46 protein-coding genes and 1 pseudogene are annotated in these 25514 nt (G+C 70.0%); 10 read left to right on the forward strand and 37 right to left on the reverse strand.

Annotated elements, in window-relative coordinates:
* Nucleotides 1-106: 106 nt before the first annotated feature.
* The 5 genes from AB0N17_RS03020 to AB0N17_RS03040 all read right to left on the reverse strand — a co-directional run bounded on the left by AB0N17_RS03020 (nucleotide 107) and on the right by AB0N17_RS03040 (nucleotide 2587).
* A complete protein-coding gene (locus tag AB0N17_RS03020) occupies nucleotides 107-823 on the reverse strand; it encodes a hypothetical protein (protein WP_366009315.1) in 717 nt (238 codons plus the stop codon).
* A complete protein-coding gene (locus tag AB0N17_RS03025) occupies nucleotides 820-981 on the reverse strand; it encodes a hypothetical protein (RefSeq protein WP_366009316.1) in 162 nt (53 codons plus the stop codon). Before AB0N17_RS03025 ends, AB0N17_RS03020 begins: the two co-directional genes overlap by 4 nt.
* Before the next feature lie 149 nt (nucleotides 982-1130).
* Complete coding sequence (locus AB0N17_RS03030; RefSeq protein ID WP_366009317.1) at nucleotides 1131-1463, reverse strand: hypothetical protein; 333 nt, start codon at nucleotides 1461-1463, stop codon at nucleotides 1131-1133.
* 416 nt (nucleotides 1464-1879) lie between these two features.
* Nucleotides 1880-2209, reverse strand: a complete 330-nt coding sequence (locus AB0N17_RS03035; RefSeq protein ID WP_366009318.1) for a hypothetical protein — start codon at nucleotides 2207-2209, stop codon at nucleotides 1880-1882.
* A gap of 45 nt (nucleotides 2210-2254) precedes the next feature.
* Nucleotides 2255-2587: a DUF6011 domain-containing protein gene (locus tag AB0N17_RS03040; RefSeq protein ID WP_366009319.1), complete on the reverse strand. Its 333-nt coding sequence runs from the start codon at nucleotides 2585-2587 to the stop codon at nucleotides 2255-2257.
* Between the two features lie 100 nt (nucleotides 2588-2687).
* On the opposite strand from AB0N17_RS03040, the gene AB0N17_RS03045 reads away from it, so the two are divergent.
* Together AB0N17_RS03045 and AB0N17_RS03050 are read left to right on the forward strand one after the other, a co-directional pair.
* A complete protein-coding gene (locus AB0N17_RS03045; protein ID WP_366009320.1) occupies nucleotides 2688-2939 on the forward strand; it encodes a hypothetical protein in 252 nt (83 codons plus the stop codon).
* On the forward strand, nucleotides 2936-3358 hold the full coding sequence (locus tag AB0N17_RS03050; protein ID WP_366009321.1) for a hypothetical protein: 423 nt from the start codon (nucleotides 2936-2938) through the stop codon (nucleotides 3356-3358). The genes AB0N17_RS03045 and AB0N17_RS03050 overlap by 4 nt, the downstream gene beginning before the upstream one ends.
* A gap of 51 nt (nucleotides 3359-3409) precedes the next feature.
* On the opposite strand, the gene AB0N17_RS03055 is transcribed toward AB0N17_RS03050, so the two are convergent.
* Nucleotides 3410-3808: a hypothetical protein gene (locus AB0N17_RS03055; protein WP_366009322.1), complete on the reverse strand. Its 399-nt coding sequence runs from the start codon at nucleotides 3806-3808 to the stop codon at nucleotides 3410-3412.
* A 140-nt stretch (nucleotides 3809-3948) separates the two neighbouring features.
* On the opposite strand from AB0N17_RS03055, the gene AB0N17_RS03060 reads away from it, so the two are divergent.
* On the forward strand, nucleotides 3949-4146 hold the full coding sequence (locus AB0N17_RS03060; RefSeq protein ID WP_366009323.1) for a hypothetical protein: 198 nt from the start codon (nucleotides 3949-3951) through the stop codon (nucleotides 4144-4146).
* A 117-nt stretch (nucleotides 4147-4263) separates the two neighbouring features.
* Here the strand turns inward: AB0N17_RS03060 and AB0N17_RS03065 are convergent, their stop codons facing one another.
* The 10 genes from AB0N17_RS03065 to AB0N17_RS03110 form a co-directional block, all read right to left on the reverse strand.
* Nucleotides 4264-4794: a GIY-YIG nuclease family protein gene (locus AB0N17_RS03065; protein ID WP_366009324.1), complete on the reverse strand. Its 531-nt coding sequence runs from the start codon at nucleotides 4792-4794 to the stop codon at nucleotides 4264-4266.
* An 88-nt stretch (nucleotides 4795-4882) separates the two neighbouring features.
* Entirely contained in the window at nucleotides 4883-5119 is a 237-nt protein-coding gene (locus AB0N17_RS03070; protein ID WP_366009325.1) for a hypothetical protein, read from the reverse strand.
* 33 nt (nucleotides 5120-5152) lie between these two features.
* Nucleotides 5153-5332, reverse strand: coding sequence for a hypothetical protein (locus AB0N17_RS03075; protein WP_366009326.1), 180 nt, complete (start codon nucleotides 5330-5332; stop codon nucleotides 5153-5155).
* A 21-nt stretch (nucleotides 5333-5353) separates the two neighbouring features.
* Nucleotides 5354-5977 carry a hypothetical protein gene (locus AB0N17_RS03080; protein ID WP_366009327.1) on the reverse strand — a complete coding sequence of 208 codons (624 nt, stop codon included), beginning with the start codon at nucleotides 5975-5977 and terminating at the stop codon, nucleotides 5354-5356.
* Complete coding sequence (locus tag AB0N17_RS03085; RefSeq protein WP_366009328.1) at nucleotides 5974-6480, reverse strand: hypothetical protein; 507 nt, start codon at nucleotides 6478-6480, stop codon at nucleotides 5974-5976. The genes AB0N17_RS03080 and AB0N17_RS03085 overlap by 4 nt, the downstream gene beginning before the upstream one ends.
* 2 nt (nucleotides 6481-6482) lie before the next feature.
* Entirely contained in the window at nucleotides 6483-6647 is a 165-nt protein-coding gene (locus AB0N17_RS03090; protein ID WP_366009329.1) for a hypothetical protein, read from the reverse strand.
* On the reverse strand, nucleotides 6644-7597 hold the full coding sequence (locus AB0N17_RS03095; protein WP_366009330.1) for a DUF2637 domain-containing protein: 954 nt from the start codon (nucleotides 7595-7597) through the stop codon (nucleotides 6644-6646). Before AB0N17_RS03095 ends, AB0N17_RS03090 begins: the two co-directional genes overlap by 4 nt.
* Nucleotides 7598-7758: 161 nt before the next feature.
* Nucleotides 7759-7971, reverse strand: coding sequence for a hypothetical protein (locus tag AB0N17_RS03100; RefSeq protein ID WP_366009331.1), 213 nt, complete (start codon nucleotides 7969-7971; stop codon nucleotides 7759-7761).
* Nucleotides 7972-8080: 109 nt separating this feature from the next.
* Nucleotides 8081-8416, reverse strand: coding sequence for a hypothetical protein (locus tag AB0N17_RS03105; protein ID WP_366009332.1), 336 nt, complete (start codon nucleotides 8414-8416; stop codon nucleotides 8081-8083).
* Nucleotides 8413-8580: a hypothetical protein gene (locus tag AB0N17_RS03110; protein WP_366009333.1), complete on the reverse strand. Its 168-nt coding sequence runs from the start codon at nucleotides 8578-8580 to the stop codon at nucleotides 8413-8415. The genes AB0N17_RS03105 and AB0N17_RS03110 overlap by 4 nt, the downstream gene beginning before the upstream one ends.
* Nucleotides 8581-8774: 194 nt before the next feature.
* Between AB0N17_RS03110 and AB0N17_RS03115 the strand changes: the two genes are divergently transcribed.
* The 3 genes from AB0N17_RS03115 (at nucleotide 8775) to AB0N17_RS03125 (ending at nucleotide 9626) form a co-directional block, all read left to right on the forward strand.
* Nucleotides 8775-9044, forward strand: a complete 270-nt coding sequence (locus tag AB0N17_RS03115) for a helix-turn-helix domain-containing protein (RefSeq protein WP_366009334.1) — start codon at nucleotides 8775-8777, stop codon at nucleotides 9042-9044.
* Complete coding sequence (locus AB0N17_RS03120) at nucleotides 9041-9283, forward strand: hypothetical protein (protein WP_366009335.1); 243 nt, start codon at nucleotides 9041-9043, stop codon at nucleotides 9281-9283. The genes AB0N17_RS03115 and AB0N17_RS03120 overlap by 4 nt, the downstream gene beginning before the upstream one ends.
* A 103-nt stretch (nucleotides 9284-9386) precedes the next feature.
* Nucleotides 9387-9626 carry a hypothetical protein gene (locus AB0N17_RS03125; protein ID WP_366009336.1) on the forward strand — a complete coding sequence of 80 codons (240 nt, stop codon included), beginning with the start codon at nucleotides 9387-9389 and terminating at the stop codon, nucleotides 9624-9626.
* 14 nt (nucleotides 9627-9640) lie between these two features.
* On the opposite strand, the gene AB0N17_RS03130 is transcribed toward AB0N17_RS03125, so the two are convergent.
* The 3 genes from AB0N17_RS03130 to AB0N17_RS03140 are packed head-to-tail and all read right to left on the reverse strand — an operon-like array spanning nucleotide 9641 to nucleotide 10312.
* The gene (locus AB0N17_RS03130; protein WP_366009337.1) at nucleotides 9641-9859 is read right to left on the reverse strand and encodes a hypothetical protein; all 219 of its coding nucleotides are present in this window, start codon (nucleotides 9857-9859) and stop codon (nucleotides 9641-9643) included.
* Nucleotides 9860-9902: 43 nt separating this feature from the next.
* Entirely contained in the window at nucleotides 9903-10097 is a 195-nt protein-coding gene (locus AB0N17_RS03135) for a hypothetical protein (RefSeq protein ID WP_366009338.1), read from the reverse strand.
* Complete coding sequence (locus AB0N17_RS03140) at nucleotides 10094-10312, reverse strand: hypothetical protein (protein WP_366009339.1); 219 nt, start codon at nucleotides 10310-10312, stop codon at nucleotides 10094-10096. The genes AB0N17_RS03135 and AB0N17_RS03140 overlap by 4 nt, the downstream gene beginning before the upstream one ends.
* A gap of 53 nt (nucleotides 10313-10365) precedes the next feature.
* Here AB0N17_RS03140 and AB0N17_RS03145 point away from each other — a divergent pair, with 53 nt between their 5' ends.
* Nucleotides 10366-10716 (forward strand): DUF6233 domain-containing protein, encoded by a 351-nt coding sequence (locus AB0N17_RS03145; protein WP_366009340.1) that lies wholly within the window; start codon nucleotides 10366-10368, stop codon nucleotides 10714-10716.
* A 500-nt stretch (nucleotides 10717-11216) separates the two neighbouring features.
* On the opposite strand, the gene AB0N17_RS03150 is transcribed toward AB0N17_RS03145, so the two are convergent.
* The gene (locus tag AB0N17_RS03150; RefSeq protein ID WP_366009342.1) at nucleotides 11217-12170 is read right to left on the reverse strand and encodes an ATP-dependent DNA ligase; all 954 of its coding nucleotides are present in this window, start codon (nucleotides 12168-12170) and stop codon (nucleotides 11217-11219) included.
* Nucleotides 12171-12288: 118 nt separating this feature from the next.
* Here AB0N17_RS03150 and AB0N17_RS03155 point away from each other — a divergent pair, with 118 nt between their 5' ends.
* Both AB0N17_RS03155 and AB0N17_RS03160 read left to right on the forward strand, forming a co-directional pair.
* On the forward strand, nucleotides 12289-12507 hold the full coding sequence (locus tag AB0N17_RS03155; RefSeq protein ID WP_366009343.1) for a hypothetical protein: 219 nt from the start codon (nucleotides 12289-12291) through the stop codon (nucleotides 12505-12507).
* 52 nt (nucleotides 12508-12559) lie between these two features.
* Complete coding sequence (locus AB0N17_RS03160; protein ID WP_366009344.1) at nucleotides 12560-13462, forward strand: trypsin-like peptidase domain-containing protein; 903 nt, start codon at nucleotides 12560-12562, stop codon at nucleotides 13460-13462.
* Nucleotides 13463-13741: 279 nt separating this feature from the next.
* On the opposite strand, the gene AB0N17_RS03165 is transcribed toward AB0N17_RS03160, so the two are convergent.
* The 17 genes and pseudogenes from AB0N17_RS03165 to AB0N17_RS03245 form a co-directional block, all read right to left on the reverse strand.
* A complete protein-coding gene (locus tag AB0N17_RS03165) occupies nucleotides 13742-13954 on the reverse strand; it encodes a hypothetical protein (protein WP_366009345.1) in 213 nt (70 codons plus the stop codon).
* Between the two features lie 149 nt (nucleotides 13955-14103).
* Entirely contained in the window at nucleotides 14104-15057 is a 954-nt protein-coding gene (locus tag AB0N17_RS03170; RefSeq protein ID WP_366009346.1) for a PIN domain-containing protein, read from the reverse strand.
* Nucleotides 15058-15124: 67 nt separating this feature from the next.
* Nucleotides 15125-15463 (reverse strand): hypothetical protein, encoded by a 339-nt coding sequence (locus AB0N17_RS03175; protein ID WP_366009347.1) that lies wholly within the window; start codon nucleotides 15461-15463, stop codon nucleotides 15125-15127.
* A gap of 146 nt (nucleotides 15464-15609) precedes the next feature.
* Nucleotides 15610-16170: a hypothetical protein gene (locus tag AB0N17_RS03180; protein WP_366009348.1), complete on the reverse strand. Its 561-nt coding sequence runs from the start codon at nucleotides 16168-16170 to the stop codon at nucleotides 15610-15612.
* Nucleotides 16167-16412: a hypothetical protein gene (locus AB0N17_RS03185; protein WP_366009349.1), complete on the reverse strand. Its 246-nt coding sequence runs from the start codon at nucleotides 16410-16412 to the stop codon at nucleotides 16167-16169. The genes AB0N17_RS03180 and AB0N17_RS03185 overlap by 4 nt, the downstream gene beginning before the upstream one ends.
* Before the next feature lie 2 nt (nucleotides 16413-16414).
* Complete coding sequence (locus AB0N17_RS03190; protein WP_366009350.1) at nucleotides 16415-17575, reverse strand: hypothetical protein; 1161 nt, start codon at nucleotides 17573-17575, stop codon at nucleotides 16415-16417.
* 70 nt (nucleotides 17576-17645) lie between these two features.
* The gene (locus AB0N17_RS03195) at nucleotides 17646-18191 is read right to left on the reverse strand and encodes a histone-like nucleoid-structuring protein Lsr2 (protein ID WP_366009351.1); all 546 of its coding nucleotides are present in this window, start codon (nucleotides 18189-18191) and stop codon (nucleotides 17646-17648) included.
* A gap of 95 nt (nucleotides 18192-18286) precedes the next feature.
* A pseudogene (locus AB0N17_RS03200) lies at nucleotides 18287-18652 on the reverse strand (hypothetical protein); the annotation flags it as partial.
* 202 nt (nucleotides 18653-18854) lie between these two features.
* Nucleotides 18855-19481 carry a hypothetical protein gene (locus AB0N17_RS03205; RefSeq protein WP_366009352.1) on the reverse strand — a complete coding sequence of 209 codons (627 nt, stop codon included), beginning with the start codon at nucleotides 19479-19481 and terminating at the stop codon, nucleotides 18855-18857.
* Nucleotides 19478-20926 (reverse strand): hypothetical protein, encoded by a 1449-nt coding sequence (locus AB0N17_RS03210; RefSeq protein WP_366009353.1) that lies wholly within the window; start codon nucleotides 20924-20926, stop codon nucleotides 19478-19480. Before AB0N17_RS03210 ends, AB0N17_RS03205 begins: the two co-directional genes overlap by 4 nt.
* Complete coding sequence (locus AB0N17_RS03215; protein WP_366009354.1) at nucleotides 20923-21393, reverse strand: hypothetical protein; 471 nt, start codon at nucleotides 21391-21393, stop codon at nucleotides 20923-20925. Before AB0N17_RS03215 ends, AB0N17_RS03210 begins: the two co-directional genes overlap by 4 nt.
* On the reverse strand, nucleotides 21390-21785 hold the full coding sequence (locus AB0N17_RS03220; RefSeq protein WP_366009355.1) for a hypothetical protein: 396 nt from the start codon (nucleotides 21783-21785) through the stop codon (nucleotides 21390-21392). Before AB0N17_RS03220 ends, AB0N17_RS03215 begins: the two co-directional genes overlap by 4 nt.
* Nucleotides 21782-22726 (reverse strand): hypothetical protein, encoded by a 945-nt coding sequence (locus tag AB0N17_RS03225; protein WP_366009356.1) that lies wholly within the window; start codon nucleotides 22724-22726, stop codon nucleotides 21782-21784. Before AB0N17_RS03225 ends, AB0N17_RS03220 begins: the two co-directional genes overlap by 4 nt.
* 48 nt (nucleotides 22727-22774) lie before the next feature.
* Nucleotides 22775-23146 carry a VVA0879 family protein gene (locus tag AB0N17_RS03230; protein WP_366009357.1) on the reverse strand — a complete coding sequence of 124 codons (372 nt, stop codon included), beginning with the start codon at nucleotides 23144-23146 and terminating at the stop codon, nucleotides 22775-22777.
* On the reverse strand, nucleotides 23143-23391 hold the full coding sequence (locus AB0N17_RS03235) for a hypothetical protein (protein ID WP_366009358.1): 249 nt from the start codon (nucleotides 23389-23391) through the stop codon (nucleotides 23143-23145). Before AB0N17_RS03235 ends, AB0N17_RS03230 begins: the two co-directional genes overlap by 4 nt.
* Nucleotides 23388-24119, reverse strand: a complete 732-nt coding sequence (locus AB0N17_RS03240) for a hypothetical protein (protein WP_366009359.1) — start codon at nucleotides 24117-24119, stop codon at nucleotides 23388-23390. Before AB0N17_RS03240 ends, AB0N17_RS03235 begins: the two co-directional genes overlap by 4 nt.
* Nucleotides 24120-24207: 88 nt before the next feature.
* Nucleotides 24208-24957, reverse strand: a complete 750-nt coding sequence (locus AB0N17_RS03245) for a hypothetical protein (protein ID WP_366009360.1) — start codon at nucleotides 24955-24957, stop codon at nucleotides 24208-24210.
* Nucleotides 24958-25231: 274 nt separating this feature from the next.
* On the opposite strand from AB0N17_RS03245, the gene AB0N17_RS03250 reads away from it, so the two are divergent.
* Nucleotides 25232-25447, forward strand: coding sequence for a hypothetical protein (locus tag AB0N17_RS03250; RefSeq protein ID WP_366009361.1), 216 nt, complete (start codon nucleotides 25232-25234; stop codon nucleotides 25445-25447).
* Nucleotides 25448-25514 lie beyond the last annotated feature (67 nt).

Consider the following 25514-nt stretch of genomic DNA (forward strand, 5'->3'; position numbering starts at 1 on the left):
CGTTGCTCCCTTCCGGCGGTACGCGAAAGGGCCCCGGAGCTGTGTCCGGGGCCCTTCGGAAGGCATAGTGATCCGCCGCAAATCTGACACTGCTCGAAACGATCTGTCAAGCCGCCTTCGCCAGCCCGTACTGGCGGGCCAGCTGCTCGGCGTGCTCCTCGAACTCCGCAGGCGTGAGCAGCACCTCGCATGCGATGTTCCGGCAGCCGATGTAGTCGTCGCCTTCCGCGCGGAAGAGCGTGAGCAGCTCGCAGCGGGGGCAGGGCACCCGCCGGTGTTCCAGCCGCGGGTCCCGGCGCGTGAACCGCTCGGCGCCACGGTGCCAGCCGCGGATGATCGCGGCCGGGTCCATCGTCTCCCCGGTCTCGGGGTCGGTCTCCCCTGGGTAGCGGTCGAGGGCCCAGTCGAGGTGTGCACGCAGGAACGTCACGGCGGCGATGAGGTCGTGGCCTTCACGGCCGCGGGCGGGCCGGGCGGGCAGGCGTCGGCCAGCGCGGATGACGTCTTCGAGGCCGAGGAGGCCCGTGATGATGTGCTCGGCCAGGACGCGTGAGGCTTGGCCGGGGAAGGACTGCGTGGTGGCGGTGCGACCGATGGTGCCGGTGAGTTTCGTGGCGGTGCCGTAGACCGCTTCACACCGCACGGCCACCACGAGTTCGGGGAGGTCGCCGAGCTGTGTGTGGGCGCGGTCGGTGCAGTACTGGCAGTGGATGGGCTGGCCCCACGCAGGGGTGAGGTGGTGTTCGGTGCCGTCGGCCGCGAGCTGCTGCTCGGCTTTGCGCCAGGCGTTGTTGCAGGGTCCGGGACATGGTGTGACGCTCACTGGCCGCCTCCGGCGCTGCCGGTGATGACGCCGATGACGAGACGGAGGGCCTGGTTCTCGGTGAACCCGGCGTTGACGTACGAGACGAACAGCTCGTGGATTTGGGCGGCGGCTGCGGCGAGTTCGGTGAGGGGGGACTCAGGAGTGGGCTCAGGCACGGTGGGCCTCCCAGGTGATGCTGAGGGTGTTGTTCCCAGTGTGCCTAGGTGGTGATCACTCGCCCTGGGCTGCGGAGACCTGAGGCGCCTCGCCGAGACGGCAGACAGAGGCGTCTGCGGCGTCGCGGCGCACTCCGCCAGCATGCGCCCTAGCTTGGGGGGAGCTTGCTCTTCAGGTTCGGGCAGTCCACGACCACGGCGGCGGCGATGAGCGCCGACGCTTCCTTCTGCGAGCGGGCGAGCTTGGCGTACGCCGCCGCATCAGCGAACGAGATCTTCAGCTGGTCGCAGATCTGCTGGCCTTCGTCGCCGAGGGTGCTGGCGAGGTCGTTGGTGGCGATGTCCCCGAAGTCGTCCGGGTCGGCAGCGGCCACGGCGTCCGCGTACTCCTTCTGTTTGGCGCTGGGGGCGTCGCTGCCGCAGCCGGCGAGTATCAGGGCGGCGACGGCGGCGGCAGCCGCCGTAGTGAAGGCTCGTCTCATGGGGGTGATGGTGAGGGGTTACTGAGGTTCGCGCTTGGGTTGTGGCGGTTTCGTGATGGTGCGTTCGAAGCAAGTGGGGTGGTAACGGTGGCCCCCGTCGGTAGCATCCCCGACACCGCGCGCTGGGGAGCGTGCCACTCGTTGGGGGTTGTGATGGCTGGGTGTCGGGACTGTCAGACGTGCACGATGCCGGGATTTGGCCGGGCTGGGCAGAATCTCAGCGTGGGGTTCATGCACCTGATGACATGCGGAATCAGCTGGGTGGTGAAGCGGGGTGGGATGCGGCATTGCCCACAGTGCAGGCACCTGGCGTCACGTCATCAGCGGCGGGCGGATGGGTCGTTCCTGGACTGAGGTGTGCCCAGGTGGAAGCCCCCGTCTCTAGGTCAGAGGCGGGGGCTTCGGTCGTGCAGGGGTCAGGCGGCGGGGCGGGCGAGCAGGTACGGCTTGCGGGAGTGCGGGCCTCGCCGCTTCACCGTGTAGCCAGCCGCTTCCAGGGTGGCCGCGTAGGCGTCGACCATGCGGTGCCGTTCCGCGGCCATCTCGTCGTCGCTCATCCGGTCGTCGTCCAGCAGGTCCGGCTCGGGCATCCGGTGGGAGACCCGGACCGCGGTGTCGCTGCTCTCGTCGACGACGTACCCGGGGGCAGTGCACTTCCCGTATTCGTCGCTGACGGACACCTTGTGCTTGGCGAATAGGACGCGGGCGGCCCGGTCCACGGTCTCGGAGTAGGTGAAGCGGGGCACGGCTGGGGTCCTTTCGTGGCGGTGGGTTGAGGGTATGGCGGGGGGTCAGGCGGCGAGCAGCATGCGGGCGGCGAGCTGGTGGTAGCAGCGCGTCCCCCGCAGGCCGGCCTTGCAGTTGCAGGCGGCGGGGTGGACCAGGTGGGTCTCGGTGCCGTCGGTGGAGACGGCGGCGAAGACCTGGTCGCGGATGAGGACGATGGCGCCGTCCTCGATCAGGTCGATGGCAGACGCGACCTGGTGGGCCTTGTAGTCGGTGAGCTCGACCTGGGCGCGGCGGATGTGGCGGGCGCAGGTGGGGCCGTAGCCGGCGGCCTGGCTCTTGGCGGAGGTGAGGGGGCGACCGCAGCGGAGGCAGTGGGTGTGGGTGGTGTTCTGCATTGCGGCCCCCTCGTTCATTTCCTTGTGGGTACACAGTAATCCTGAACCGTGTACCCACACAAGGGGTTGCGCTGAAAAAACCGTGTGGGAACATGACTGCATGGCCCCAGACGACAAGGACCACACCTACTCACCCAAGTTCCGCATCCCCCGCCGCATGTGGGACGCCTACGGAACCGCCACCGCACGCCAAGGAACCGACCGCAGCGCCGACCTCGTCGACCACGTCCGCGCCTACCTCGCCGAGCACGGCAACGAGCACGAGCAGGCCGAACTCGCCGCCGCCGAGGAAGAACTGACCGAACGCCGCGCACGCAAGGGCGGCCGGCCGCGGAAGGAGTCGGCCGCATGAGCGGCCACGAGCGTCGCGCAGAGATCTGCCCAGACTGCCAGGCGACACCCGAAAACCGGGACGCTCGTATCATCACGGGCCGCAAAGACGAAACCACGGGCGACTACTACACGATCGAGACCTGGCACAGCAGTGACTGCCCGGCCTACACCGTCGAGCAGATCCTCACGGAGGACGCCATTCGACGGTCCAGGGAGCGCACCGAGTGGGCGCACAAGGCGTTCCCGGCCGCCTTTGAGCGCGTGATGAAGGCAGGCCTGGCCCAGGACTTCGATGACCACGCGAAGCCATTCGTGGCGGCCCTCCTGCAGCTGCTCGGCGAGCAAGCCGAGGATCTCGGCCGCTACGTGCCATTCGAGCGGTGGACAGAGATCCTCGACGAGCACTTCCCGCCACCCGATGGCACACCAACCACGTGACGACGGCCCCGCCCGGGCAACTCCCGGTGCGGGGCCGCTGCAGGTCCGCCCTCAGTAGCCGCCGGACGCCCGCAGCTGCTCCTTCACGTCGGCCAGGTTCCGGGGGCAGAACTGCTTGGTGCCCGACACGATGAGCGTGTACGCGTCGGCCTTCGCCGTACCCCAGTCGTCCCCAGCCGGGTACAAGCCACCACCGGCGATCGACAGCATCCACTCCACGCTGTGACCCGCGTCGAGCGCCTTGCACCACTCCGGCGGAAACAGCAGCAGGTCGATGTCGGACGGGCTGCCGTTGAAGCTGATCTCGTGCGCCACCTTCAGGTACTGCTCAGCCTTGCTGACGGTCTTCGAGGGGCTCGGCTTCGCGTCCGGTCTACTCCCGTGGGTTGAGCTGGAGCAGCCGGCCAGCGCGAGGCCGGCGGCAAGCAGAGCGACGACGGTGCGACGCATAGGTCCCCCCGATGTGGTGGCGTTCGTTCCGCCGCATGATGCGCCTGCGCGGAGGCGACGTGAAGGAGAAGTCGCCGATCTGTGACTCGAATCCACGCGAACCGGTAACGTCCGCCCAACTCGGCCGCCACACTGGGCTCATGGCGATCCGGTTCTCCGTCCAGGCGAGCACGCGCGAGGAGTGCGTCGAGGGCCTGGAGCAGCTCGTGCAGCTCGACCTCGTGCCGGTCATGCTGCCCGCGCAGATCGGCGGCGACCGGTGGATGGCCCGCGCCGTACCCCGGCCGCCGGCCCCCGCCAACGACGGCCAGGGCCATGGCGATCCGATTACGCGCTGATCGCCTTCATCCCAGCCGCGTCGCGCAGCTCGTTGATGTAGGCGGTGAGGTCACGGCCTGGATGGAACCACTCTTGCCCGGCAGCCAGAAGGTGAGCGGACTGACCCACCCTCGCAGTCAGAGGATCAGCCAGTCCTCTTCGGCTAGTTCCGCCTCGCGCAGCAGCGTCAGCCAGGCCTTCCACGCCAGCCTGTAAGCCGCCACGGCCCGCTCGTCCCGCCACCACTCCTCGCGAGTCGGCGGCGCCGGTGTCGGCCCGATGCCTGGCGGCAGCGGAAGCAGGGCGCCCGCCGCGTAGGCGCTGGCCTCGCCGTTGTGGAGTGGGAGCTCCTCCCGTACGGCCTCGCGTTCGGCGTACCAGGCGTGGCCGCGCTCGAGGTACCAGACGACGCGTCGCTCGGTGACCTGCGGCCACCACCCCGAATGCTCCGTGCGGTGTTCCTTCCACCGGCGCGCGATGCTGGCGGTGATTCCGGCGTACAGCAGTCGGCCGGAAGCGTCGTAGAGGCGGTACAAGCAGGTCGGTTTCGCGTCCAGGGCGGCCCGGTGCTGGCTGACCCAATCGGAGTGGCAGGCGTCGCACGCCGGGGTGGGGCCGTACGAACCCCAGGGACGTCCCTCGGGGTTGCCGCAGATCACACAGTTCACGAGGGCATCGTGCCGGAAGGGTCTGACAACACGGTGGCCCCGACGTCGACGGGGGCGACGGCGGGGCCTGGCATCAGTGTCCCCTCAGTCAGTCCTCGAGGTCCTCCGGGCCGCATCGGCACTCGTCGGCCGGCGCGCCCTGTCCGAGGGCGCATGCGCAGACGGGGACCAGGGCGTCGGGCTCGGAGGCACGCGCCAGGTCTTCCGGTGTGGACCCGAGACACATGTCGCACTCGCCTTCCTGCCACTCCTCAGCGGCGTCCTCGTCCGCCAGTTCGTCCTCGTCGTAGTCGACGTCGTCCACGTACCGCTCGTCGAATTTCATTGGGTCACTCACCTTTCGGCGGCGGCTTGACTGTCAGCTGCGGTCGTCATCTAGCAGGACCTCAACCTGCTGGATCTTCCCGGAAGTCGACAGGCCAGCACGCACCGGGTTGTCGCCGGGCACGCCAGCCTGGCGTGCGGCTTTCACGAACTTGGTCAGCTCGTCGAGAGTCAGGTCTTTGTCGTCGCCGGTGAACCGGATGGTGGCGGGCATGACTTCACGATTCCAGACCGGCTACTGGGCGCGCCACCGCACGTGAGTACGCACAGGATTCTCGTCGTCATCGACTAGGTCGAAGGCGTTGTTGCTGTTGTTGTTGCTGGTCAACACTCCTTCCTGAGCGTCAGCTACAGCAGGAGAGGGGAGCGGCGGGAAGTCCTCCCGCTTCACCCCCGGCGATACGGCCACCTTGCGGCCCTTCATGCGCACCCCGCCGGAGATGGGGATGCCGACCTCGTTGAGGGCCTGCCGAACGCGGTCGTTGGGGGCGCCGAGGTGTTCGGCGAGCGCGGTGATGTGGGCGTGCGGAGCGCCCACCGTGTGAAGGGCGACGACGATCTCCCGGCGCAGGGACGGGGTGCCCTGGTCTGCGGTCGCTTCTCCGGGAGCAGCCTCGGAGTCCTCGTCGCTCCCCCGCCGAGCGGCGATCCAGCTGTGCGCCTTCTGCCATGCCAGCGTGCTCAGGATGCCGACGATGACGTAGGCGATCCACGGGAACGCGGCCACGAGACCCCACATCGCACCGCACGCGACGACGAGCAGGACGAACCGCGCCGTCCGCTCGCTCATCTGCTTCGACTCTCCCGCCTGGACGGCCTCCTTGACGGCTTCCGGCTCGGCCGTCTCTCCCCCGCTCACGCGAAGGCCTGTGTGAACCAGGTGCCCAGCAGATTCGCTGAGGAGCCCAGCGGGACCGCGGCCACGCCGGCGACCGTGCCGGACAGGGCCACGGAGACGCCGGAGAACGCGCCCGCCGCGAGCTTGCCGTTCGGCACGCGCGGCGCCCACTTCCACAGGGCGAACAACAGGACGGTCATCAGGAAGACGATGACGTAGCCGCCTGAGGTGAGGGCGAGCTGGTGCGCGCGGGTGACGTTGGGCGCGCTCCCGCCGACACCCCAGACGAGACCTACGTAGCCGCCGACGTTCGCGGCCCACACGCTGGCCCAGGCGGCCATGCCCAGGGCTGACACGGTGCCGAGGCCTGCGAGCGCGGCAAGCATGCCGTACAGGTGGGCCAGCACGAACGGCACGAGGGCGGTCCATTCGTGCTTCTCCCGGAACCACCATCGGACGAGGAAGGCGAGGACAACGGCGACCCCTACGGCGACTCCGCCGAGGTTGATGGCCATGTACGGCATAGCTAGTGACTCCAGATGATGGCCACGTACGCGGTGGCGGCAGCGATCAGGGCGGCGGTGCGGGCGGCGGGGCCGAGGTAGAGCAGCGGGGTTCGGCGCGGGGCGACGGCGTGAAGGAGGGCTGCTGCGCCGAGGACCGCGGCCGCGAAGAGGAGGAGGACGGTCATGAGGCCTTGCCCTCGATGCGGTCGCGTGTCCGGCGGACGGTGTCGGCGGACACCTGCTGACCGTGGATGTCGCGGACGTACGACAGGACGGCGGTCTTGTCTGTGATGCCGGACGCGAGGGCTGTCCGGATGGTGTCCGCGATGGTCTGTCCGGGCGGTGCGATCGGCCGGACGGGACGGACGGTCGGACGCTGTGACCTGCTGTCCTTGCTGTCCGGACGGGTGTCCGTGTCCTCGTCCAGGACGGCGTTGACGGTGTCCGTGTCCGTGTCGATTCCGGCGGCGGACAGGTGCTCGACGATGTCCTCGGCGGTCGCGTCCGGGAGGGTGTGGGCGGCGGCGCGGACAGCGGAGCGGACGGTGGCCTGTCCGCGCTTGTCCGGCCTGCTGTCCGTGTCCGGGGTGGTGAGGCGGTGTTCGGTCTGGACGGGGTCGAGGAGGTCGAGGCGGACACCGACGGCGGCCCGGAGGGTCTGCCAGGACCGGTGGGGGTACATGATCCAGCCGAGGGTGGGGATGTGCGGGAGGCGCTCGGCGATGAGGCCTCGGGCGGCGCGCTGTTCGTCGCGGACGTCCCGCCGGTGGAGCTCGAAGAGCAGCTCGACGCCGACGGACAGCGAAGCGAAGCCGGCGGCCGCGGGGGCGCCGCCGATGTCGTGGCCGTGATTCCAGTTGAGGAGGCCAGCCACGGCCACGAAGACGGCGAGTGCCAGGCGGGCGAGGCCTGCAGGGGTGCCGCGTTCGACGGCGCGGCGCGCGTAGGTGGCGCAGATGAGGCCGGCCGCGTCGAACATGATGGAGAGGGGCCAGGCGATCCACTGGTTCATACCCCAGCGCATGAGCTGCCCGGACAGGGACCAGGCGGCGGCGGTGAGGAGCATGCCGAGGACGAAGACCCACGCGGCACGGATGGAGTTGGAAAGTCTGCGGCCGGTTGCTGCGATGTTCACGGTGCTCCTCCGGAGCGGTGCCGACCCCGCCCTGGGGGATGTAGGCGGGGTCGGCGGTCGGAGTGGGTCAGTGGAGGTGGCGGCCGATGAGGAAGGCGATGATGACCAGCGGCCAGGCCATGGCGAGCAGGTAGAGCCAGCGCATGGGTCTCCTCAGGGGGCTAATTCCAGGCGCCGTTGCCGTGTCGGCGGTGCCGGCGGGGCACCTTGGTTCCGGCCTGGTCGCCGTCGCGGATTACTCGGGCACGGTGGCGTTCGCGGCGCTGGCGGGCGGCCTTGTCGCTCGCGGACTCAGCGCCGGGGTACTTCTCGGCGGCGCGCTCGCGGTCGTTGCCGAGCAGCTTGTCGAGGAAGCCCATCAGCGGCTCCCCCATCCTCGGCAGGTGGTGCAGCGTCGCCAGACCGTGACGTGTCCACCGCCGGGGAGCGGGGTGGTGTCGGGGAAGCCGCCCCTGTCGCCACAGCCGGAGCAGAGTGGCGCGATCACCGGGTGGCCTCCGGCTTCGGGAGGGCGCGGCAGCGCTCGGCGTGGATCTGGGCGCTGTCGCGGACGGCCGGCTCCCAGAAGTTCTCGAAGCTGTCGCCGCAGCCGCGGCAGTGGCGCCGGAATCCGCCGTCGATCTTCGTGACGTCGACGGTCAGCTCGACGTCGCCGGTGAGGTCGGCGGCCTTGGTGACGTACCGGGCGATGACCCCGTCGGGCCACGGCTCGACCGCGGGGGTCGGAGCGAGCAGTTGCCGGAGGGCGTCGCGGATGCGGAGGGCGTCCTGGCCCCAGAGCGGGACGCGGGTGGTGTCGGGGGTGGGCTGCTGGTTCATCGGGCACCGCCGGCCTGGTGCGGGAACGGGTGCTCGGCGAGGTGGGCGGTGAGGGCGCGGCCCTGCGCGGCGAGGCCGGGGTGGCGGAGGCTGGCGCAGAGGTTGCAGTCGCGGGCCGTGTGGGGGGTGTGCTGCTCGGGCGGGCGGTCGGTACGGTTGGCCATCAGGGCCTGCCTTTTCGTGATGGTTGAGGTGGGCCTGGCCCCGTCCCGGAGCGCCAACTCAGCGGGACGGGGCCGTTGTGCATAGCGGTCGGAGGCGACCTCCGAGCCGTTGTGTAGCTAAGCTACACGCGTGTAGGCTCCCTACACAAGACGGCACGGAAGGATCCGCCTCCCCACCCCGGAGAGGAACGGACATGACAGACCGGGCGGAGGAGGTGCAGCGCGTGCTCGATGCCATCGACGCCCTGGCGGCGAATGAATCGCCCGCCTCGCGCGCCAAGCAGCTGGTTGAGCTGCTGGACGAGGTGCAGGTGCGAGTGCGACGGGAGCGGCAGGCCGCGGTGCGGGAGATGCATCAGGGCGGCATGACGTACCGGCAGATCGCCGCCGAGCTGGACATCAGCTTCGGTCGCGTCCGGCAGATCCTCGCCGAGGAGACTGAGCCGTCGGAGGGGGCGTCGTGACGCGGAGGGGCGTCGACTGGCCGCCGCACGTCCGCAAGATGATCGGCGACGACCTGCGCCTGTCCCACGAGGCGGCGCGCGCCGCGGAGGACGCGTTCAAGATCCGCGTGTACATCGCAGTCGAGCAGGGCGTCACCACCCGCGAGATCGCGACCGAGATCGGAGTCTCGCAGCAGACCGTGAGCCGCTACCGGATCGAGGGTGAGAGCCTGTACCAACACCGACAGGCCGCCGAGTAGCGGCACAGGCAAGGGAGCCCCGGTCGCTGCTACCGGGGCTTCGTCGCGCTCGGGCCGGGCGCCTGTGACGGTCCGGTGAGCGCAGCGTCTAGGATCCGTGCATGTGGCAGATATCCCCGATGAGCTGATCCAGCTGGAACGTTCCGCCGAGGAGGCGCGGGCGAAGCTCGCGGGCCTGGCTGGCGAGGAGTACGACGAGCAGTGGCGTCGCTGGCGTGCCGCGTCGACGGCTGCGCAGGCGGCGATCTCCGAGCACGCGGAGGCGGCCGGGTGCAACCGGTACGAGCTGGAGCAGGCCGTGAAGAAGGCGGTTCGGCACGGCGATGAGGATCCGGCGGAGTAGTCGCCGGCCGCCGGTCACCGCGTTGAGATGCGGTACTCGCCGACGGGCGGCACGCTCCGGGTGAGCGACGTGACCATGGGTGCTACCGCCTTCACGATGGTGGCCGTGCCGTCGAGGAGCTGCTGCTCGAAGTCCGTCAGTGGCCGCGGCGGGGCGACTGGGCCGAGTTCGTAGGTGTGCCGCTCGATCTGCCGCAGCGCGCGCTGCCGGCTCGGGTGTGGACGGTGGCCCATGGGTGTCCCCCTTCGTCCCGGCCAGGATGGCAGACGGTCACTGCTACTCGGGCCAGGTCGTCAACACGGTGCCGGTGCCCTCGTCGGTGAGGGTGATCCGGGCGCCGGGCAGGCTGCCGCGCTCACCGATCCAGCGGATCAGCTTCCTGCGCGCGGTGGCCTCGCTCCCCCACCAGCCGTGCATCATCGGCCGGCCATCGGACGACAGCAGCAGGTGGTAGCGGCCGGGGCTGGTCATGTCAGGCGGATCCCGCGCCAGCGGCCGGGCTCGCGGACGATTGCCGCCTTGGTCTCCAGCTCGACCAGTTGGTAGTGCACGGAGGCCCTACTGCGCATGCCGACTGCTGCGCCGATCTCGGCGACGGTGGGTGCTTCGCCGCGGTCGAGGATGGCCTGGCGGATGTGGCGGAGGATGCGCTCCTGGGTGTCGGTGAGGTGGTCTACGCGGTGCATACTCTGACTAGAGCACGTGTTCGATTTTTGGTGCAAGCGGAGAGGAGCTGCAGGTGGACGACCACATGTCCCGGCTCGACGCCCTCCGCTTCGCCCGCCGCATCGTCGCCCAGCAGACCACCGACCAGCTGGCCCTCATCGACCGGTGGATCGCCGACGAAGAACGGCGGCAGCGTGAGCGACAGCAGGGCGAGGACCGACGTCCACCGGCCCCGGAGTGGCTAATCCAGTACGGCCTCAACCGGGACAACGTGGACGCTGTACACCGCGGGGACTGCTGGGCGGCGAAGAAGAGTGGCCGCTGCCGCCCAGCGACCCGAGAACAGGCCCTCGACGCGCTCCGCCAGCATGTGCCGTCCTGTATGCACTGTCGGCCCGACGGGGTCCTGGGCGCCCGCAGCTAGGCGGTGCGCCGCCTGAGCCGGCTGCCAGGCGCTACGGGCTCAGATGGGCCACGATTGCAACTTTCTGGATTCCATGGGGTTAGTCGTGGCACGCCAGCTCACGAAGATCGCTGCGCCATCGACGTGCGCTAGGTCGGGTGAGACGGTGAAGTGCGCTTCTGCGCCAGCTGCGAAATCACGCCAGGACCGGACGAACTCTGTGTCGCGATGGCCTCCTCGTGGGGAGATCCAGCCGACGGTTACAGCTACGCGATACGCGATCTTGTGGCCCGCGTTGCTTAGGACGTACTCGCCTGGCCCGGCACCGGGTTTGACGATGAGCTGAATGCTGGGTTGCTCTCGCCGCCGTCTCCGGAAGTTGAGCACCTCAGTGGCCGCTGCACCAGCTACCGAGCCGATGGCCGCACTGAGCACTTCACCCCACATGGGCGCAAAGTACTGCACAGGCTGGACTTGCGCCTGCTGCTGAGGCGTGTCGTGCCTGGGTGAACGGCCCCCTGTCAGCCTTGGAAGAGCGGCGCCTCGTCCACATTGAGGTCGGCTCGGATTCGGACGAACCGCACCGGATGCCGCCACCGGCCATCGTCGACGGCTGTGTCGGCCAGGAACTCGGCAACCAGCTCAGGCTCGACCGGCGTGAAGTCGAGGTCGCCGCGGCCCCAGCCGGCAGAGAAGCGGGCCCCGTGCCACGGATGATCGGCTCCGGCTGGCGTCAGCAGGGCGCCGACCTCCCGGCGCGCGGCGGCCGGCAGCGCCGCAGTGCGGGCGACCAGCCGGAGACGGCCAGCACTGTCATAGCGGGCCAGCAGCAGGGTGCCCGGCGCACGCACGCTGCCTGTGACGCCCCCGACGAGCCCTTCCGCTGTCTCCCGGGCGCGGACCTTGATCCAGCCTCGGCGTCCGGGCCAGTACGGCTGGTCGAGGCCCTTCACGACGACGCCCTCGATGCCTGCGGTCCCCCATGCGGGGTCGAGCCAGTCTTCGGCGATAGCCCTGTCGGTGGTGGCCGGGCAGAGGGTGAAGGGTGCGACCAGGACGCCGTCGGCGAAGAGGCCCTCGAGGGACGCGCGGCGCTCGAGGTAGGGCTGATCCAGTAGCTCGATGCCCGCCTCGAGGACGTCGAACACGATCAGGTGGGCAGGCTGATCGGCTGCGGCCTGTACTGCGCCGCGCCCTCGGCGCCGGGCCCGGGCCTGCAACGCTCCGAAGTGGAGGCGGCCGTCGTGGACGACGACCAGTTCGCCGTCCAGGACCAGGGGGCGATCGAGGGCGAGCGCGGCGGCGGCCAGGTCAGGGAAGGCCGGGGTGAGGTCGGCGCCGTTGCGGGACTGCAAGTAGGCGTGCCCGGGCTGAGCGAAGAGCAGGGCTCTGTACCCGTCGGGCTTCTGCTCGTAGGCATGCCCGCCCTGCAGCGCCCGGTCCGGTGGGAGCACGGACCATGCCTCGGCGAGCATCGGTTCGATCGGCGGTGTGAGGGCCACAGCCCACATGTACGCGCTGGCCAACTGCTGTGCACGCGGAGGGTGCCCCCCCCAGCGCGCGACCGGCGGGGCGATCGCTGACGCTGGTCTCATGATGGTGCAGGTCGTCGTTTACCCACCCGCCCAGGACGGCGGCCGCCGTGTCCGCGTCGGGGACCGGTTCGTGGGGATGGCGTACACGCTGCTCGACGTGGCTGAATTCCTGGAGCAGGCCGGCCTGGATATCGAGGATCCAGAGGATGTGGTAGCCGCGGACTGGGTGGAGTGGCGGGGCGGCGGCCCGGAGGTGTGGTTGCCGCGCCGCCCGTGACCTTCGCCCATCAGTGGCGACAGAGTCTGTACAACCTTCACACAATCGGCGCATGTCGTGGCATGCTGCGGAAGTGATCGTAGATACGACGGGCAAAAGGCTGCTGTTCTCGACGGTACGCATAGCCAACCTCACGACCTCGGGCATAGCGACGACGGGGACGGCCTTCCACCTCACCGTTCCGCTCGACGATGGTGGGTTCTCCCCGCTGCTGGTCACCAACAAGCATGTGGTGGCGAACGCTGCCAAGCTGTCCGCTCACTTCATCGCCAGGAAGGCTGATGCGAACGAGCCGGACCTCGGACGTGGCGCTGAGGTTACCTTGGGCCCTGCTGATTGGATTGGCCATCCGGACCCAGAGGTTGACGTCGCGGTCGTTCCGATCGCTCACGTCGTTCAGCAGTATGGTCACCTCCTCTACGCTGAGCCGCTCCCCTTCTCCCTCCTCTCCACTGAGATCGCCAACCACTACGTCGACGCGATCGAGGAGATCACGTTCATTGGTTATCCGAACGGTCACTACGATGAGAAACACTTGACGCCGTTCGTCAGGCGCGGCATCACGGCGACCCCAATGGAACTGGACTTTTCCGGGAAGCCGACGTTCCTCGTTGACGGCTCCGTGTTTGGAGGGAGCAGCGGCAGCCCCGTGTTTTTGTTCAACGAGGGGTCTTACAGGGGGGCGAACAATTCACTGGTCGTCGGGAGCCGACTCAGGTTGGTCGGCATCATCGCCGCCACCCTGCTCCGCAACGCCCAACTTCCTGTAGAGGTGGCGAACGCCGAGCATGTGAAGATCGCGCAAGAGCTGAACCTGGGCCTGGCCTTCAACGCGCGAGCGATCAAGGAGACGGTGGAGAGCGCCCTGGCATCTGCCGGCCTGCGCCTAGCCGCCTCCGCGGTCCCAGGTGGGACGTCGGACTCGGTGCCAGCACCAGCGACGCCGACGTCGTAGGAGCGGCCGTCCGGCGCTCGCCGCCACCCCTGATCGACACCCAATCACTCCGCCTGGCAGCCGTCACGGCCCTCACGGCGGCCGCCTCCCGCTGTTGCTGCCGCGTGCGCTGTGCGTCCACGACCGGGAAGCCCACGGTCGTAGACATCTACCGTTTCAGCCGGGCGCGGCGTAGCCTCGGCGGTCCCGCGAAGGGGCACCTTGGGGGTGCCTGGCCCGCCGGCTGTAGGGGTACACGTCCGGCGGGCCGCGTGCGTTGAGGCATCCAGGGCGACTGTCTCAGGGTTGCTTGTCGAGGGACGGTCGGTCAGCGGGCGCCATCTCGACCTCGACGGCGATGCTCTGCAGCTTCCCGCCCCAGCTCACGCTGGCCAGGATCTCTTCGCTGCCGGCTGCGCCGGTGCTGCGAGCGTCGCGGACGAAGGCCTCGAGCTCGTCGAGCGTCATGATCTGCTTCTTGGGTGCGGCGTGCTCGATCTTCTTCAGGGCCATCGACTGCTCCTCCTGAACCGGGGCCAGGATCCTACGGCCGCGGGGATGCTCGGGACCAGGGGAATAGCCCTGCTCCCGCCGTGGCCGGAAGTCATCTAGTCCCCTTCCCGACACCGACGTTCGGACACAACACCGGTAGTCGTATCAACCTACGGCTCTTTCGGCGTGACGCCATTCGCCGCTTGCCGCTGGCGTCGCTGGGCCCGTACACCGGTGCCGGACTTTTCCTGGGACTCCCAGTCGGGCTCCGGGCCTGGGTCCTTCGCCGGTACTTTCGTGACCCGCAGTCCGGCGGCGCGGCCGCGGGTGTGCTGCCCGGTGTCGCACGTCAGCAGTCGAATCGGGCGCGCGGCGAGGGCCTGGATGGCCACGGCCCGGTCGATGATCTCGTCATCGGCGATGGGGAGACGAACGTGGCCGGGTTGGTCCAGGACGATCTCCATGCCTACTTGGCCGCGCCACAAGGCCGGTTCGCCGTCGAAGTCGGCGTGGCGCAAGATGCCGAAGGTGTTGCCGTCGAGGACCTCGTCCAGGCGACCGAGTGTGTGACCGGCGCGCCAGCGGGATCGATGCTTCCCCGACTCCTTCAGAGCGTCCAGCTCGTCGACGACCGCGATGGGGAAAAGCAGTCGGATGTGCTCTGCTGGCGGAAGTTTGAGGATGGCGTGCAGGTCGGCGTCAGCCAGCGGCTCCGCGTTCTGGATATAGAAGCTCGAGTCGGCGACCACGAACCACTCTCGCTCGGTCCACTCGGTTATCCGTTCCTGCAGCTGCTTGATCGCGTCCTCGAGTGTCTCGGCACGGTCTGACAGTTCCTGCTCGACCAGGAGGTTCACCAGACGCTGCTGGGCTGTAGCGGCCATATGCCCGACGCCGTCCAGGAGGGTGTCATGGCGCGGGGTCAGGACGAGTGCTGTCAGGTCCGCGGCGCTGACCTGGTTGCGGAGTTGACGGGCTGCGTTTTCAGCCCACTCAAGGTAGTGCAGCAGGCGTTCGTAGCCGGAGTCTCCGTGACTACGTGCGTTGATGACGCTGGTGTGAACGTTCCGGAGCGTCTGGAGGAGGTTCTCCCGGTGGGTGCCGGGTCTGGGGGAGATGAGCATGCGTTGATCCTGTAGGTGTCGTCGATGCTTTTGCGCCAGGGCGTGGTCTGGTTAGAGGGCCGCGGCGTTACTTGCCGACGCTGACCTTTTCGTTGTCGAGGAGCGCTGTGTGTGTGGCGGCGGCGATGATCCATAGCACCATCAGGAGGCCGGGCACCGGGTTGTCGTCGTGGGCGGAGGGGTTGATCGCGATGGCCACCGAGTAGACGGCGATCTCCACTGCTACGTAAGTGATGGCCAGCCACGGCTTGATGACGCCCTTGACCGCGGCGACGACGAACGGCACTGCGCCGGCCAGGCCGACGGTGACGATCGGTACGAGCGTCCAGATGACCTTGGCCAGCGTGGACGCGAACATGCGCGGCCGGGCCGGGGTGAGTGGCTGGGTGATGTAGGGGCTGACCATGGCGTCTCCCGTCACTGAGGGCGTGTGGAGGAAGTGTGCAGGGAGCGTGTGTAAGCCGCAGCTGATTCTGGTGAATTGACACGCAACAGCGACCGCCGCCATCGGTCACTTGGGTCGCTGCACTGCCCGGCGCGGGTCCGCGGCGGTCATGCGACGTTCCGGAGTGCGTGGCCGCGGAACACGCGTGCGGTGTCCCGCAGGAGTGCTGTGGCCTGCTTCTGGCCGATGCCGGGGTGGGTGTACCAGGCGGCGAGGCTGGGCGCGGGGGTCTGTTCGACGAGCAGTGCTTCGATCGTACGGACGGCGGGGGTGCCGGCGTAGGTGGGGCTGCCGTGCAGGGCGATCGCGAGGGCGCCCGCGATGTCGACACGGCACTGGTCGATCGGGGTTCCAGCGTTGTGCTGCCGGGTGTCCCACAGGTAATGCCGGTAGAAGCCGTTGCCTTCGATGACGTCGGCGGCCTGGTCCAGGACCGAGATGACCTCCTGCTCCGTCTCCCGGCGCGCTTCAGCGGCCAGCCGCCGTGTCTGCGCGGCCTGCATGCGGCGTAGGTCGTCGGCGATGGGCTGGCAGGTCGGGCAGCGGAGGGCGTGGGTGAGGGCGGCACGTTCGGCGTGGCGGGTGGTGGTGTCGAACGGGAGGGTGGCGGTGAGCACTGCGGCAGCGGGGCAGGCCGCGGTCAGGGTGGGGAGGATCCGGCTGTTCATGCGGCCTCGTCGTAGTCGTAGGGCTCGGTGTGGGCCCAGCTGGGCACGGGGCGTCGGCGGGCCGGTGCGGCCGGGAGTACGACGGCGCGACACACGGTCCGCGCGGCTGGCGCGATGAGCGGGCCGAGGCAGAAGCCGACCACGCACAGGGTGAAGGCGGCCGCGGCGGCGAATGTCTCCACCCACAAGACGGCGGCGTTGATCAAGTCGAGCCAGGCGGTGGCCGCGTCGTGGAGGATCACGGTCAGGCCTCCGTCTCGGGCTGGCCGGGCCGCGCCACGGCGGTGGGCTGCTCGGCCAGGGGCTGAACGACGACGGTCGTCGTGTGCTTCGCCAGCCGGTACTCAACGTCCGGCACCAGACCGCGACGCTTGGCCAACTGCCGGGTTGCCTCGGCGAGGTCTGCCGTCACGGTGCTGCTGGACTCCCACTGGCCGCTGTTTGGGCGGGACTGGAGGAAGTACAGGACGGTCTCGCGGCGCTCGGTGCCGTCCTGTGTCGGGTCCTGCCGCGCCTCGCGGGCCTGGTCCCGCAGCAGGCCAGTGAGCGCGGTCCGCACGCCGCCTTCCACGCCGCTGAGGGGCAGGGCGTCCAGCCAGTCTGCCGCGTCGGTCCACGCGTCACGATCCGCGCGCGCCTCGCCAGCCAGACGACGCAGCTCGGTCATCACCTCGTAGGCGCCGTTCATCTGGTCGAGCAGGCATTCGCCGCGCAGGCGGAGTGCTACGTCCTCGGCGATGTCGGCGGCCCGGCCCATCACTGCGGCGTCTCCCGAAGTGATGGCGGCCTGCTGGTCGGGCGCGGGCAGCACGGCCAGGACCGCGTCGGCCATGGGCTCGAACGTCTCCCGGTCCATGGCGAAGGCGTCGGCCCATGCCGGGTCTCGGGGCGAGCGCTCACGCTCGTACAGCGCCTCGGCGATCCGCTCCCGCAGCGCCGTCCGTTCGGTGGCGGGCGCCGGGCTGGCAGACACAGCGGCGGGCAGCAGGGGCGGCTCCTGCCCCTGGTCCTCAGCTTCGTCCACATCGGCCTGCCACCGCATGAATTCCCGCAGTCTCATCTCTGGGCGTGTCCGGACAGCGTCAAGTTGCGCTTGTACGGCCTCGTGATGCCCGGCCGCGTAGCCCTCGTGCCACCGGCAGGTGACCTCGACCTCCTTGCAGGCCGGACAGTCCTCGAGCGGCGCGGTGTCGTCGTACGGCGCGATTTCAGGGGTGCGGTCGGGGAACTGCTCGCCGGTCGCTCCGGGCTCGAGGGTGAGGGCGGCGTCCGGGCGGCCGCCGCCGAAGACGCGCAGGGGCCAGTCGTCGGGTAGGGCGCGGATGTGTTGGACAAGCGCGGCTGCGGTGGCGGGCTGCCATTGCACGAGGTGCTGCCACACGGGCGGGCCGGTCTGCTCGGTCATCCTGTTCTCCATGGGTTGGGTGGGGGCCGCCCGCGCGGTGGGGTGCGGGCGGCCGTGGGTATCGGGCGGGTCACGAGGCGGCCGGGTTGGCGGCGCGCCAGGCGTCGACGACGGCCTTGGGTACGCGGCCGACGGACGGGCAGTCGTGACCGTTCGCCGCGGCCCAGGCCCGGACCTCGGCCGCCGGGTAGTCGACGGTCTTCCGCGGCTTCTTCGCCTTGGCCGGCGCCAGCTCGCCCTTCCGGGCGCGGACTTCGGCCAGGCGCTTCTCCAGCTGCTCCTCCTCGCTGGTGAGGACGGTCAGCTCACGGTCGGCGCCGTACCGCTGGCGGAGGCCGTGGAGTGCGATGCGGGCGCGGGCGGCCTGGTCCTGCACGGTGGGGTCGCTGTGATCGTCGCCCCACTTGAGGAGCTGGCCGACGGAGATCTGCTCGGCAGGCTGCTCGCTGACGGACCGGAGGCGGACGTCGACGGCCGGCGGTTGCGGGATGGCGGGTGCGGTGCTCATGGGTTGGGTTCCTTCGTCGGGGAGGTTGAGGCGGTTCTGGCGGGCGGCTTCGGGGCCGCCCTGGCGGTCGATCTCGTCGAGGAGGCGGCGCAGGGCGGCGACGGTCATTGGCAGCCGGGGCAGTCGTCGACGTGCTCGGGGTCGTCGCTGTCGTCGGCGACGACGTGCGTCTCCTCGGTAGCCGGGTCGCCGTCGGGCTCGCCGGGGTCAACCTCGGGGTGCGTGAACCGGACGGGCTTGCCCAGCGAGCGGGCGTAGGCGATCTCGGCGCGGGTGCTGTCGCCGATGTAGTCGCCGACGACGAGGACCTCGCCCGCGAGCCGGATCTTCGCCCGGTGCAGGTCGTCCAGCGCGGGCTTCGCCTTCGCCACAGCGCCGAGGCGCCACAGCTTGGTGTTGACGTGCGGCATCACCACGATCTTCCCGGCCACCGACGCGGCGAAAGCCTCTGCGTGCATGTCGGCTTCGAAGCGCATGGATCCGCAGATCACGACGATCCGCGGAATATCGAGCCGCTCCTTCGCGGTGGCGAGCATCTCTTCCGGGGACAGCAGGTGGGGGTAGGACATCAGGAGCTCCAAAGTTCGAGTTGGTCGTCGTAGGGCAGTTCGCCCTGGCCGGGCATCGCCTCGGCGGCGGCCGCCGGCCGGGCCGCGCTCGCGGCCCGGCCCGGTGGTGCGCCGTTGATGCGGCGCTCGCAGACCGGGCCGTAGCCGGACGGGGACGGGTGCTTCAGCCGGCGTTTGCAGCCTTGGCACCTCGGGCCATCGGTCACGTGCGGCGTACCTCGGTCTCGCCTTCGAAGGGCTCCAGCAGGTCGAAGGCCTCGGCCTGGCGGTCGGCGAGCCACAGGAGTGCGTAGTCGGCGAGCCGGTCCCGCTTGAGCCAGCCGCGCTGCTCGGCGACGAACCCGGCGTCGTCCCAGTGGCCGTCGCCGCAGGAGAGGTCGCTGCTGCCGTTCTTGTCGGCGCGGTCGAGCCGGGACCGGTGGAAGCCGTACGCGAGGGCTTCGTCCCGAGTCCAGGCGCCCGCGGGCATCTCGCATCTGTTCGACCAACCGATGTACAGGTCCCGGTCGGGGGCGGCCTTGACGATGAGGCAGCGCAGCCGCGGGTCCTGCCCGGCGCGGACCTCGGCGAGTTCGTCGCGGAGCCGGTCGAGCTCGGCGTCGACGGCCGGGCCTGGGTAGAGGGGGACGGCGCGCGGGCAGCGGCGCTCGCGGTCCTCCGGCTTCAGGTACGGCCGGTCGACGTAGGTGAAGGCGCTGTTGGTGCCGGGCCCGTGTTGGAAGACGAACCCTTCGCCCTCGACGAACTCCCAGTCGTGGTGCGTACGGGAGCCGGACGGCTCGTCGGAGTGGTCGCAGTAGTAGCCGACCGGCGTGAGGGGTGCGGTCATCGGGTCTCACCAGCTTCCGGTCCGATCGCGGTGTTGTGGGCGTGCTGGGCTTCGGCGATGGCGCGCCATGTCGAGCAGGCCTGCTCGAGCGCGGCGAGGACTGCGGGCGCTTGCGGCCGTCCGGCGAAGTGGGCCTGGCGGGCTGCGTCGCGCATGCCGGCGTCGAGGTCACGGAGGAAGTCGGTGAGGTCTTCGGTGTCCATGAGCCGGGCCCAGGGCAGGGCGGGCGGGTACGTCTGGCGTTCGATGAGGCCCTCGGCGGCTTTGCGGACCTCGGCGACCCACTCGGGGACGGGGAGTGGCTGCTCCCAGCGGCCGGCCTGCTCCTCGGCCTTGGTGCACAGGTCGAGGATCGAGTCGATGCAGCGGGAGAGGTAGGCCATCTCCTCGGCGATCGTCGGCTCCTTACCGACGTACTTCGCGCGCTCGCGCTCCAGCTCGGCGACACGGGCCTCGGCGGTGGCCGCGCGGTTGTGCATCGCGTTGTACACCGACCACAGGACCGGCCGCTCCTCGCCGGCCGCGTAGCGCTTCAGCTCCTCGGACATGGCGTTGACGTCCTCGTCGGCCCGGCGGAGGCCGGCGGCGTAGCGCTCCTCCGCGGCGGCCAGCTCGGCCACCAGCTCGGTGATGCGGGCTCGCAGGTGCTCCATCTGAGCCCGGGTGCCCGGCAGAGCGTCGCGACCGTACGTCGCGCGCCACTGCTTGACCTCGGCCCTCAGTCGCTTGCGTTCCTCCCGCATGGACCGGTGGCGCTCCCATTCGGCGAACATGGCCTCGGCCTTGACCGCGGTGAGGTACGGCACGAGGCCGTCGGCGGTGACGGTGCGGGTGCTGGTTGCGTAGGTGATCAGCGCCTGCTCGGCCGTTACGCCGTCCTGGGCCGGTGCTGTGAGTTCTGCGATGCGGCACCACGGGCAGCCGCGGGTATCGTCCGGCGCGCGGAGCCAGGCCGGGTGGTCCGGGTTGCCGCACGAGGCGGACATGCGGCCGTCGAGGTCGCCGAGCTCGAGCGCACGGTAGGCGGCCAGTTCGGCGGCCTGCTTCTTCGCCGCGGTCTCGGCCTGGTGCGCCGGGGTGAACACCGCGGCGCCGTGGTCCTGCGCGGTCTTGCACGGCCACTGGGTGTTCCAGCCGTCTCCCCAGCACACCGCGCACACCCAGGCCTTCGGCGTGCACGAGTCGAGGAAGACGGGGACGTGGAAGCGGGCCGGGAGCGCCCACACCTCCTCCTCGCTCATGCCGGTGATCAGCTCGTAGTACGGGTGGTCCGGCGCCTGCAGGAGCGTGGCCCGCTGCGCGCACTCCTCGTGCTCGACCTGGCCGCCGGCGGCGACGCGGCCCCGGCAGGTGCCGCACGCGGACGGGTCGGCCTGCTGGCCGCGCTCGGCCGCGGCGCGGGCCCGCTCCTCGGCCCAGAAGTCGTCTTCGATCTGCTCGGTCATCGGGAGGCCTCCGTGAGGTCGTAGTGGCGGATGACGACCTCGGTGACCGGCGTCAGGTGGCCCTCAGCGACCAGGGCTTCAAGGTCGGTGGATGCGGTGCGTTCGCTGACCCAGCCGAACCCGGCCCGCTTCATCGCGAAGGCCGCACGCTCCGGCTTCCAACCGCCCTGGGGGCGGGTCCGGATGGCGTCGAGCAGGGCGGCACGTCGAGCCGCCGTGGTCGCCTCACGGTCGACCTGTGCCTGAGCCCACTGTTCCTCAGTGATCGGGTCGACGTGGGTGAGGGTGATGTAGGCGCCGTGGCCGTCGACCCAGATGACGTCGGTGTGACCGCCGATGAGTTGGGCGTGGCTGCGGGTGCGGGTGATGAGCGGCTCCGCGCTCGGGTCGTGCTCCGGGCGGGCCCCCGGGTACGCGAGGACTGGCGTGCCAACGGGGAACCGCTCGTTCCACTGCTCCGCGTTCATGCGGTCACCGCCTTCGTGCGCGTGCAGGGCCAGGGTTCGGCGTGGCCGATGTCCCCCGCGGTGGTGAGGTCGGAGTGGGTGGCGCAGACGATCTCCTCGGTCACCTCGTCGCAGTAGCCGGTTCCGTCGGGCTCGTGGTCGCAGTCCTGCTCCACGCACATCGCGTCCCCAGCGACGATCCGCATCGGCCGGCACACGGGCTCCGGCGCGGTCGGCGCGCAGGCCGGGCACTCGCGGCGGACGTCCGGCAGCGGGGCCCCGGCGATCGCGAGGGCCACCTCCTGGGCGGTGATGTCACCGAGCAGCTGCCCGCAGCCGTTGCAGGCCCGCTTCGTGGTGATGGTCGTCGAGCCGTCCGCGTTGACGCGGTCCGGGGTGTTCGGGCGCGTCACGCCGACACCTCCGCAGGCTTCCGCGCGGCGTCGTACTGGGCGACGGCCCACACCATCGCCTGGCACTGGTACAGGTAGTGGTAGTTCAGCGTGTGGATGTTCCACTCGGTGAAGTCGTCGAAGGAGAAGCCGGCGGTCTGCCGGATCTTGACCTTGTGGCCGTCGCCGCCCTTGTGGGTGAGGAGGTTCCAGCAGGCGGCCGAGCTGTACGAGTCGTGATCGTCGCCCTCGCCGCAAGAGCACTCGGACTGGTACTGCATCCCGAGCTGGAACTCGCTGACGAGGCGGAGGGCGTTCTGCTCCTCGTCCATCCAGTGGCTGTCGAGGATCTCCTCCTGGACCTCGGCCTCCAGACCGGCCGGTGCCCAGCCGTCCCGGACCGCCTCGGCGACCAGCTCGCGCACCTTGCGCTCCAGCCTGGTCCGGTCGTACTCCTCGACGGACTGGCGGCCGTTGACGAGCTTGCTCGCCCACGAGGACGGGCTGACCCGGGCGCCGCGCAGCCAGTTGAACATGTCCTCGGTGTCCGGCCCGAATCGCTCGAAGTGGAAGCTGCCGTGGCTCCCAGCGACGAGGAGGTTGTACGGCCAGGTCACGATGGCGATGCGGGACATCCCGGCGAGGCCGGTGAACTCCAGGTGCCGGAAGACGCCGTCCTCGCGGTGCACGGTGAGCTTGTGGGTCTTCGCGTCGCTGGCGAAGTGCGCGGCGGCGCGGGCCTCGTCGGTGAGTGCTTGGGCCGCGGGTGCCGGGGCGGGCTGGTGGGGGGCCTTGCGGAGCTGTTCGGGTTTGCCGAGGAGCGCGGCGCCCTCGTCGGCGGTGAGAGGCGCGTGGTGGGTTTCCGGCGGCCGTCCAGACGGCCGCTGGGGGTCGGTTGGGGCTCCGGCTGCTTCGTGGTGCTGTTCGGGCCCCTGTGGGGCGTGTGTGGCTTCGGTTGCCATCGGGTGCTGCTCCTGAGGGTTCGGTCAGTGGGGTTGCTGACAGATTCGTCAGCAGGGTGCGGGTGCGAGGGGGAAGGCGTGCATGGTGTGGCCGTTGGGGAGTTCGATCTGCCAGGGGCCGGCGATGAGGCCGTAGGCGGCCCAGTCGCAGCCGCGGCCGGTGTACTTGCCGCGGCTGAGGGCGCCGAGGGTGCGGCCGATGCATTCCTGGCCGACGATGTCGGAGGCGATGACGGTCTCTCCGGAGCGGTGGGTGCGGGGGTTGGCGGCGAGGGCGTCGCTGAAGTCCTGGCCGTCGGCGGTGTCACCGCAGGACGGGCAGATGAACGCCCACTTCAGCGGATCGGTACCGAAGCGTTCGGTGGCTTCGGCGAGGAGTTCGGCCTGGGTGAGCTTGCGGGACTCGGTGGTGGTGGTCATGCGCTGTGCCTTTCGTGGTCGGGGTCGGCGGTGTCGGTCGGCTCGACGAGGCGGAGGTGGGTCTCGGGGTCGGGTTCGCGGTAGGTCCAGCCGTGGAGGGCGGCGAGCATGTCGGCGAGGTGCTGTGCCTGCTCTTCGGAGGTCCAGGGCTGGATGGGGCGGGTCGGGGGGAGGTCGGCTTTCGGGAGGGCTGGTGGTCGGGTGGGGATGTCCTCGGCCATGAGTCGGTCGTACGGGCTGGTCACGTAGCACCTCCGGTCAGCTCGGGTTCGGAGGTCTTCGTGCGGGTCCGCTCTTCGAACCGTTCGGGGATCTGGAGGCCGAGCGCCTGGTAGGCGTCGACGAGGTACTGCTCGAACTCGTCGCGGTGGGCGGTGATCAGCTGGTCGACGGCAACCTCGCCGGCTTCGGCGCGGAGTTCGCGGGCGGTCTTGCCGAGGGCGGCGGCGACCGCCTGGTCGAGACGTTTGACGTCGTGGCGGCGCATGAGGGCGACGTGGGCTTCGGAGCGGCGGCGGCGGCATTCGGTGGCGCGGGTGACGAGGGTGTCGCGGTAGGCGGTGGCGCGCTTGCGCCAGTCCACGGTGATGAGGGTTTTGTCGGTCCGGCGGTCGGCGAGTTGCTGTTCGATGTCGCGGGTGAGTTCGCCGAGGTGGTCGCGCCAGCGGTTGAGGGCGCGGGGGTGGCGGAGCGCGGCCCGCTCCTCGAGGAGGCCGTCGCCGCGGGTGTCGGCGACGACGATCTCGCGGAAGTCGCTGTCTGGGATGGAGACGAGGCGTTCGATCGTGACCTGGTCGGTGAGGTCGGGCTCGGGAATCTCTTCGCCGGGCTTGCTGGAGAGGTGCCACCAGGTGCACGGGCATTCGTACGGGCGCAGCGTGGTGTCGGTGCGGACGACTGCGCGCGCTGCGGCGGCTTCGGCGGCGGCCTTGGTGGCGTACCGCATCTTGGTCGGGGTCGGGCAGTCGGTCACTCCGGGACTCCGGTCGTCTGGTCGGTGGGCTGGCTGGCCGTGCGTGCCAGGCCGCGCTCGACGGCGGCCATGCCGGGGACGTCGGTGGTCATGCGCTGGTCCTCTCGGCGGTGGTGAGGGGCTGGCAGTGGGCATGGGTGGTGCGGCCGTAGCGGGGGAGCATCGGGTCGCCGCAGCGGGCGCAGCGGGTGAAGCCGTCGGCGGGGTCGGCTCGTGGGGTGTCCTGGGCTTCGTTCTGCTCTCCGGGGGGCCCAACCACCTGAGGTTGGGGAAGGACCTCGGCCCCGTCTTGGGTTAGGTCTTGGGTTCTCCCTGGGTTGTTCGGGGGGCGGTCCCCCGAACCGTTCGGGGGGCGGTCCCCCGAACTCATTCGGGGGGCGGTCCCTCGTTCTGACTTCTGTTCAGGGCCTCGAAGTTCGGGGGGCGGTCCCCCGTTCTCCGGTCCTTCAAGTTCGGGGGTCCGCCCCCCGTTCTCCTCGACCCATGGAGCCGCCCGCCGCTCGGCCTCGCGACGCTGCCGCGCCTCCTCCCGGAGCGCCTTCGCCCCCTCGAGGTGAGCGACCGCCGCGGACCAGTCCGGCGCCGGGGCGAGCACGAGGACATACAGCGCCGAGCGGCCCCGCTTCCGCTCCCCTACGACGCCGAGGACACCGGCCAGGCGCGCGGCCTCCAGGCGGTCGCGGGTGTCCTTCTCGTCGGCGCCGGCCGCGCGGGCGATGTCCCGGATCCGCATGGGCTTCCGGTCGCCGTGGAACCGGAGTTCCCCGGAGGCGTTGGCCATGGACCTGGCGGCGTAGAGCAGCGTGTGCAGGTGCGCCCGCTTCAGAGCGGCAGGCATGTTCGGTACCCACCTCCATGCGAGGGCGTTGCCGAAGGCGTGCGGCACGCTGCCGCTCGCCGGACTGGCCTGCTCCTCAGTGCTCAACTGGGTCTTCTCTCTGGGCTGTGCTGGGTCAGGGCATGTCGAAGAAACCCCCAGTTCAGGGCGGCATGACGATGACCTTGCCTGGCGTAGAGTCTAGCGCGGGGTGTGTAGTCACCCGCAATACATCAGCAATACACAACAGTGCCTCAGGGTGTGTTGCCGGTGCACAGTCAGCTACCCTGACCGCATGACGAGCAAGGGCACGCCGGGCCGCATGATCCGCATCGACGACGAGACGTGGGCGGCGTACGGCGAGCTGTGCGACGAAGAGGGCACCTCCCGTGCCGACGACATCCGCCGGCACGTTCACGCGCGCGTCGCTGCCTGGCGTAAGGAGCGGGGCGTCCAGGCGCCGAAGCGCAAGGTCGTCGTGCGGCGGAAGAAGCCTGCGGCCGACTCCTGACACTGCGCCCCTCCCTTCTCCTTGGACCCCGTACGGTGTGCGGGGTTTTGTGATGTTGTGGAACGTT

This window comes from Streptomyces sp. NPDC051133 (genome assembly GCF_040682635.1).
Lineage (GTDB): Bacteria > Actinomycetota > Actinomycetes > Streptomycetales > Streptomycetaceae > Streptomyces.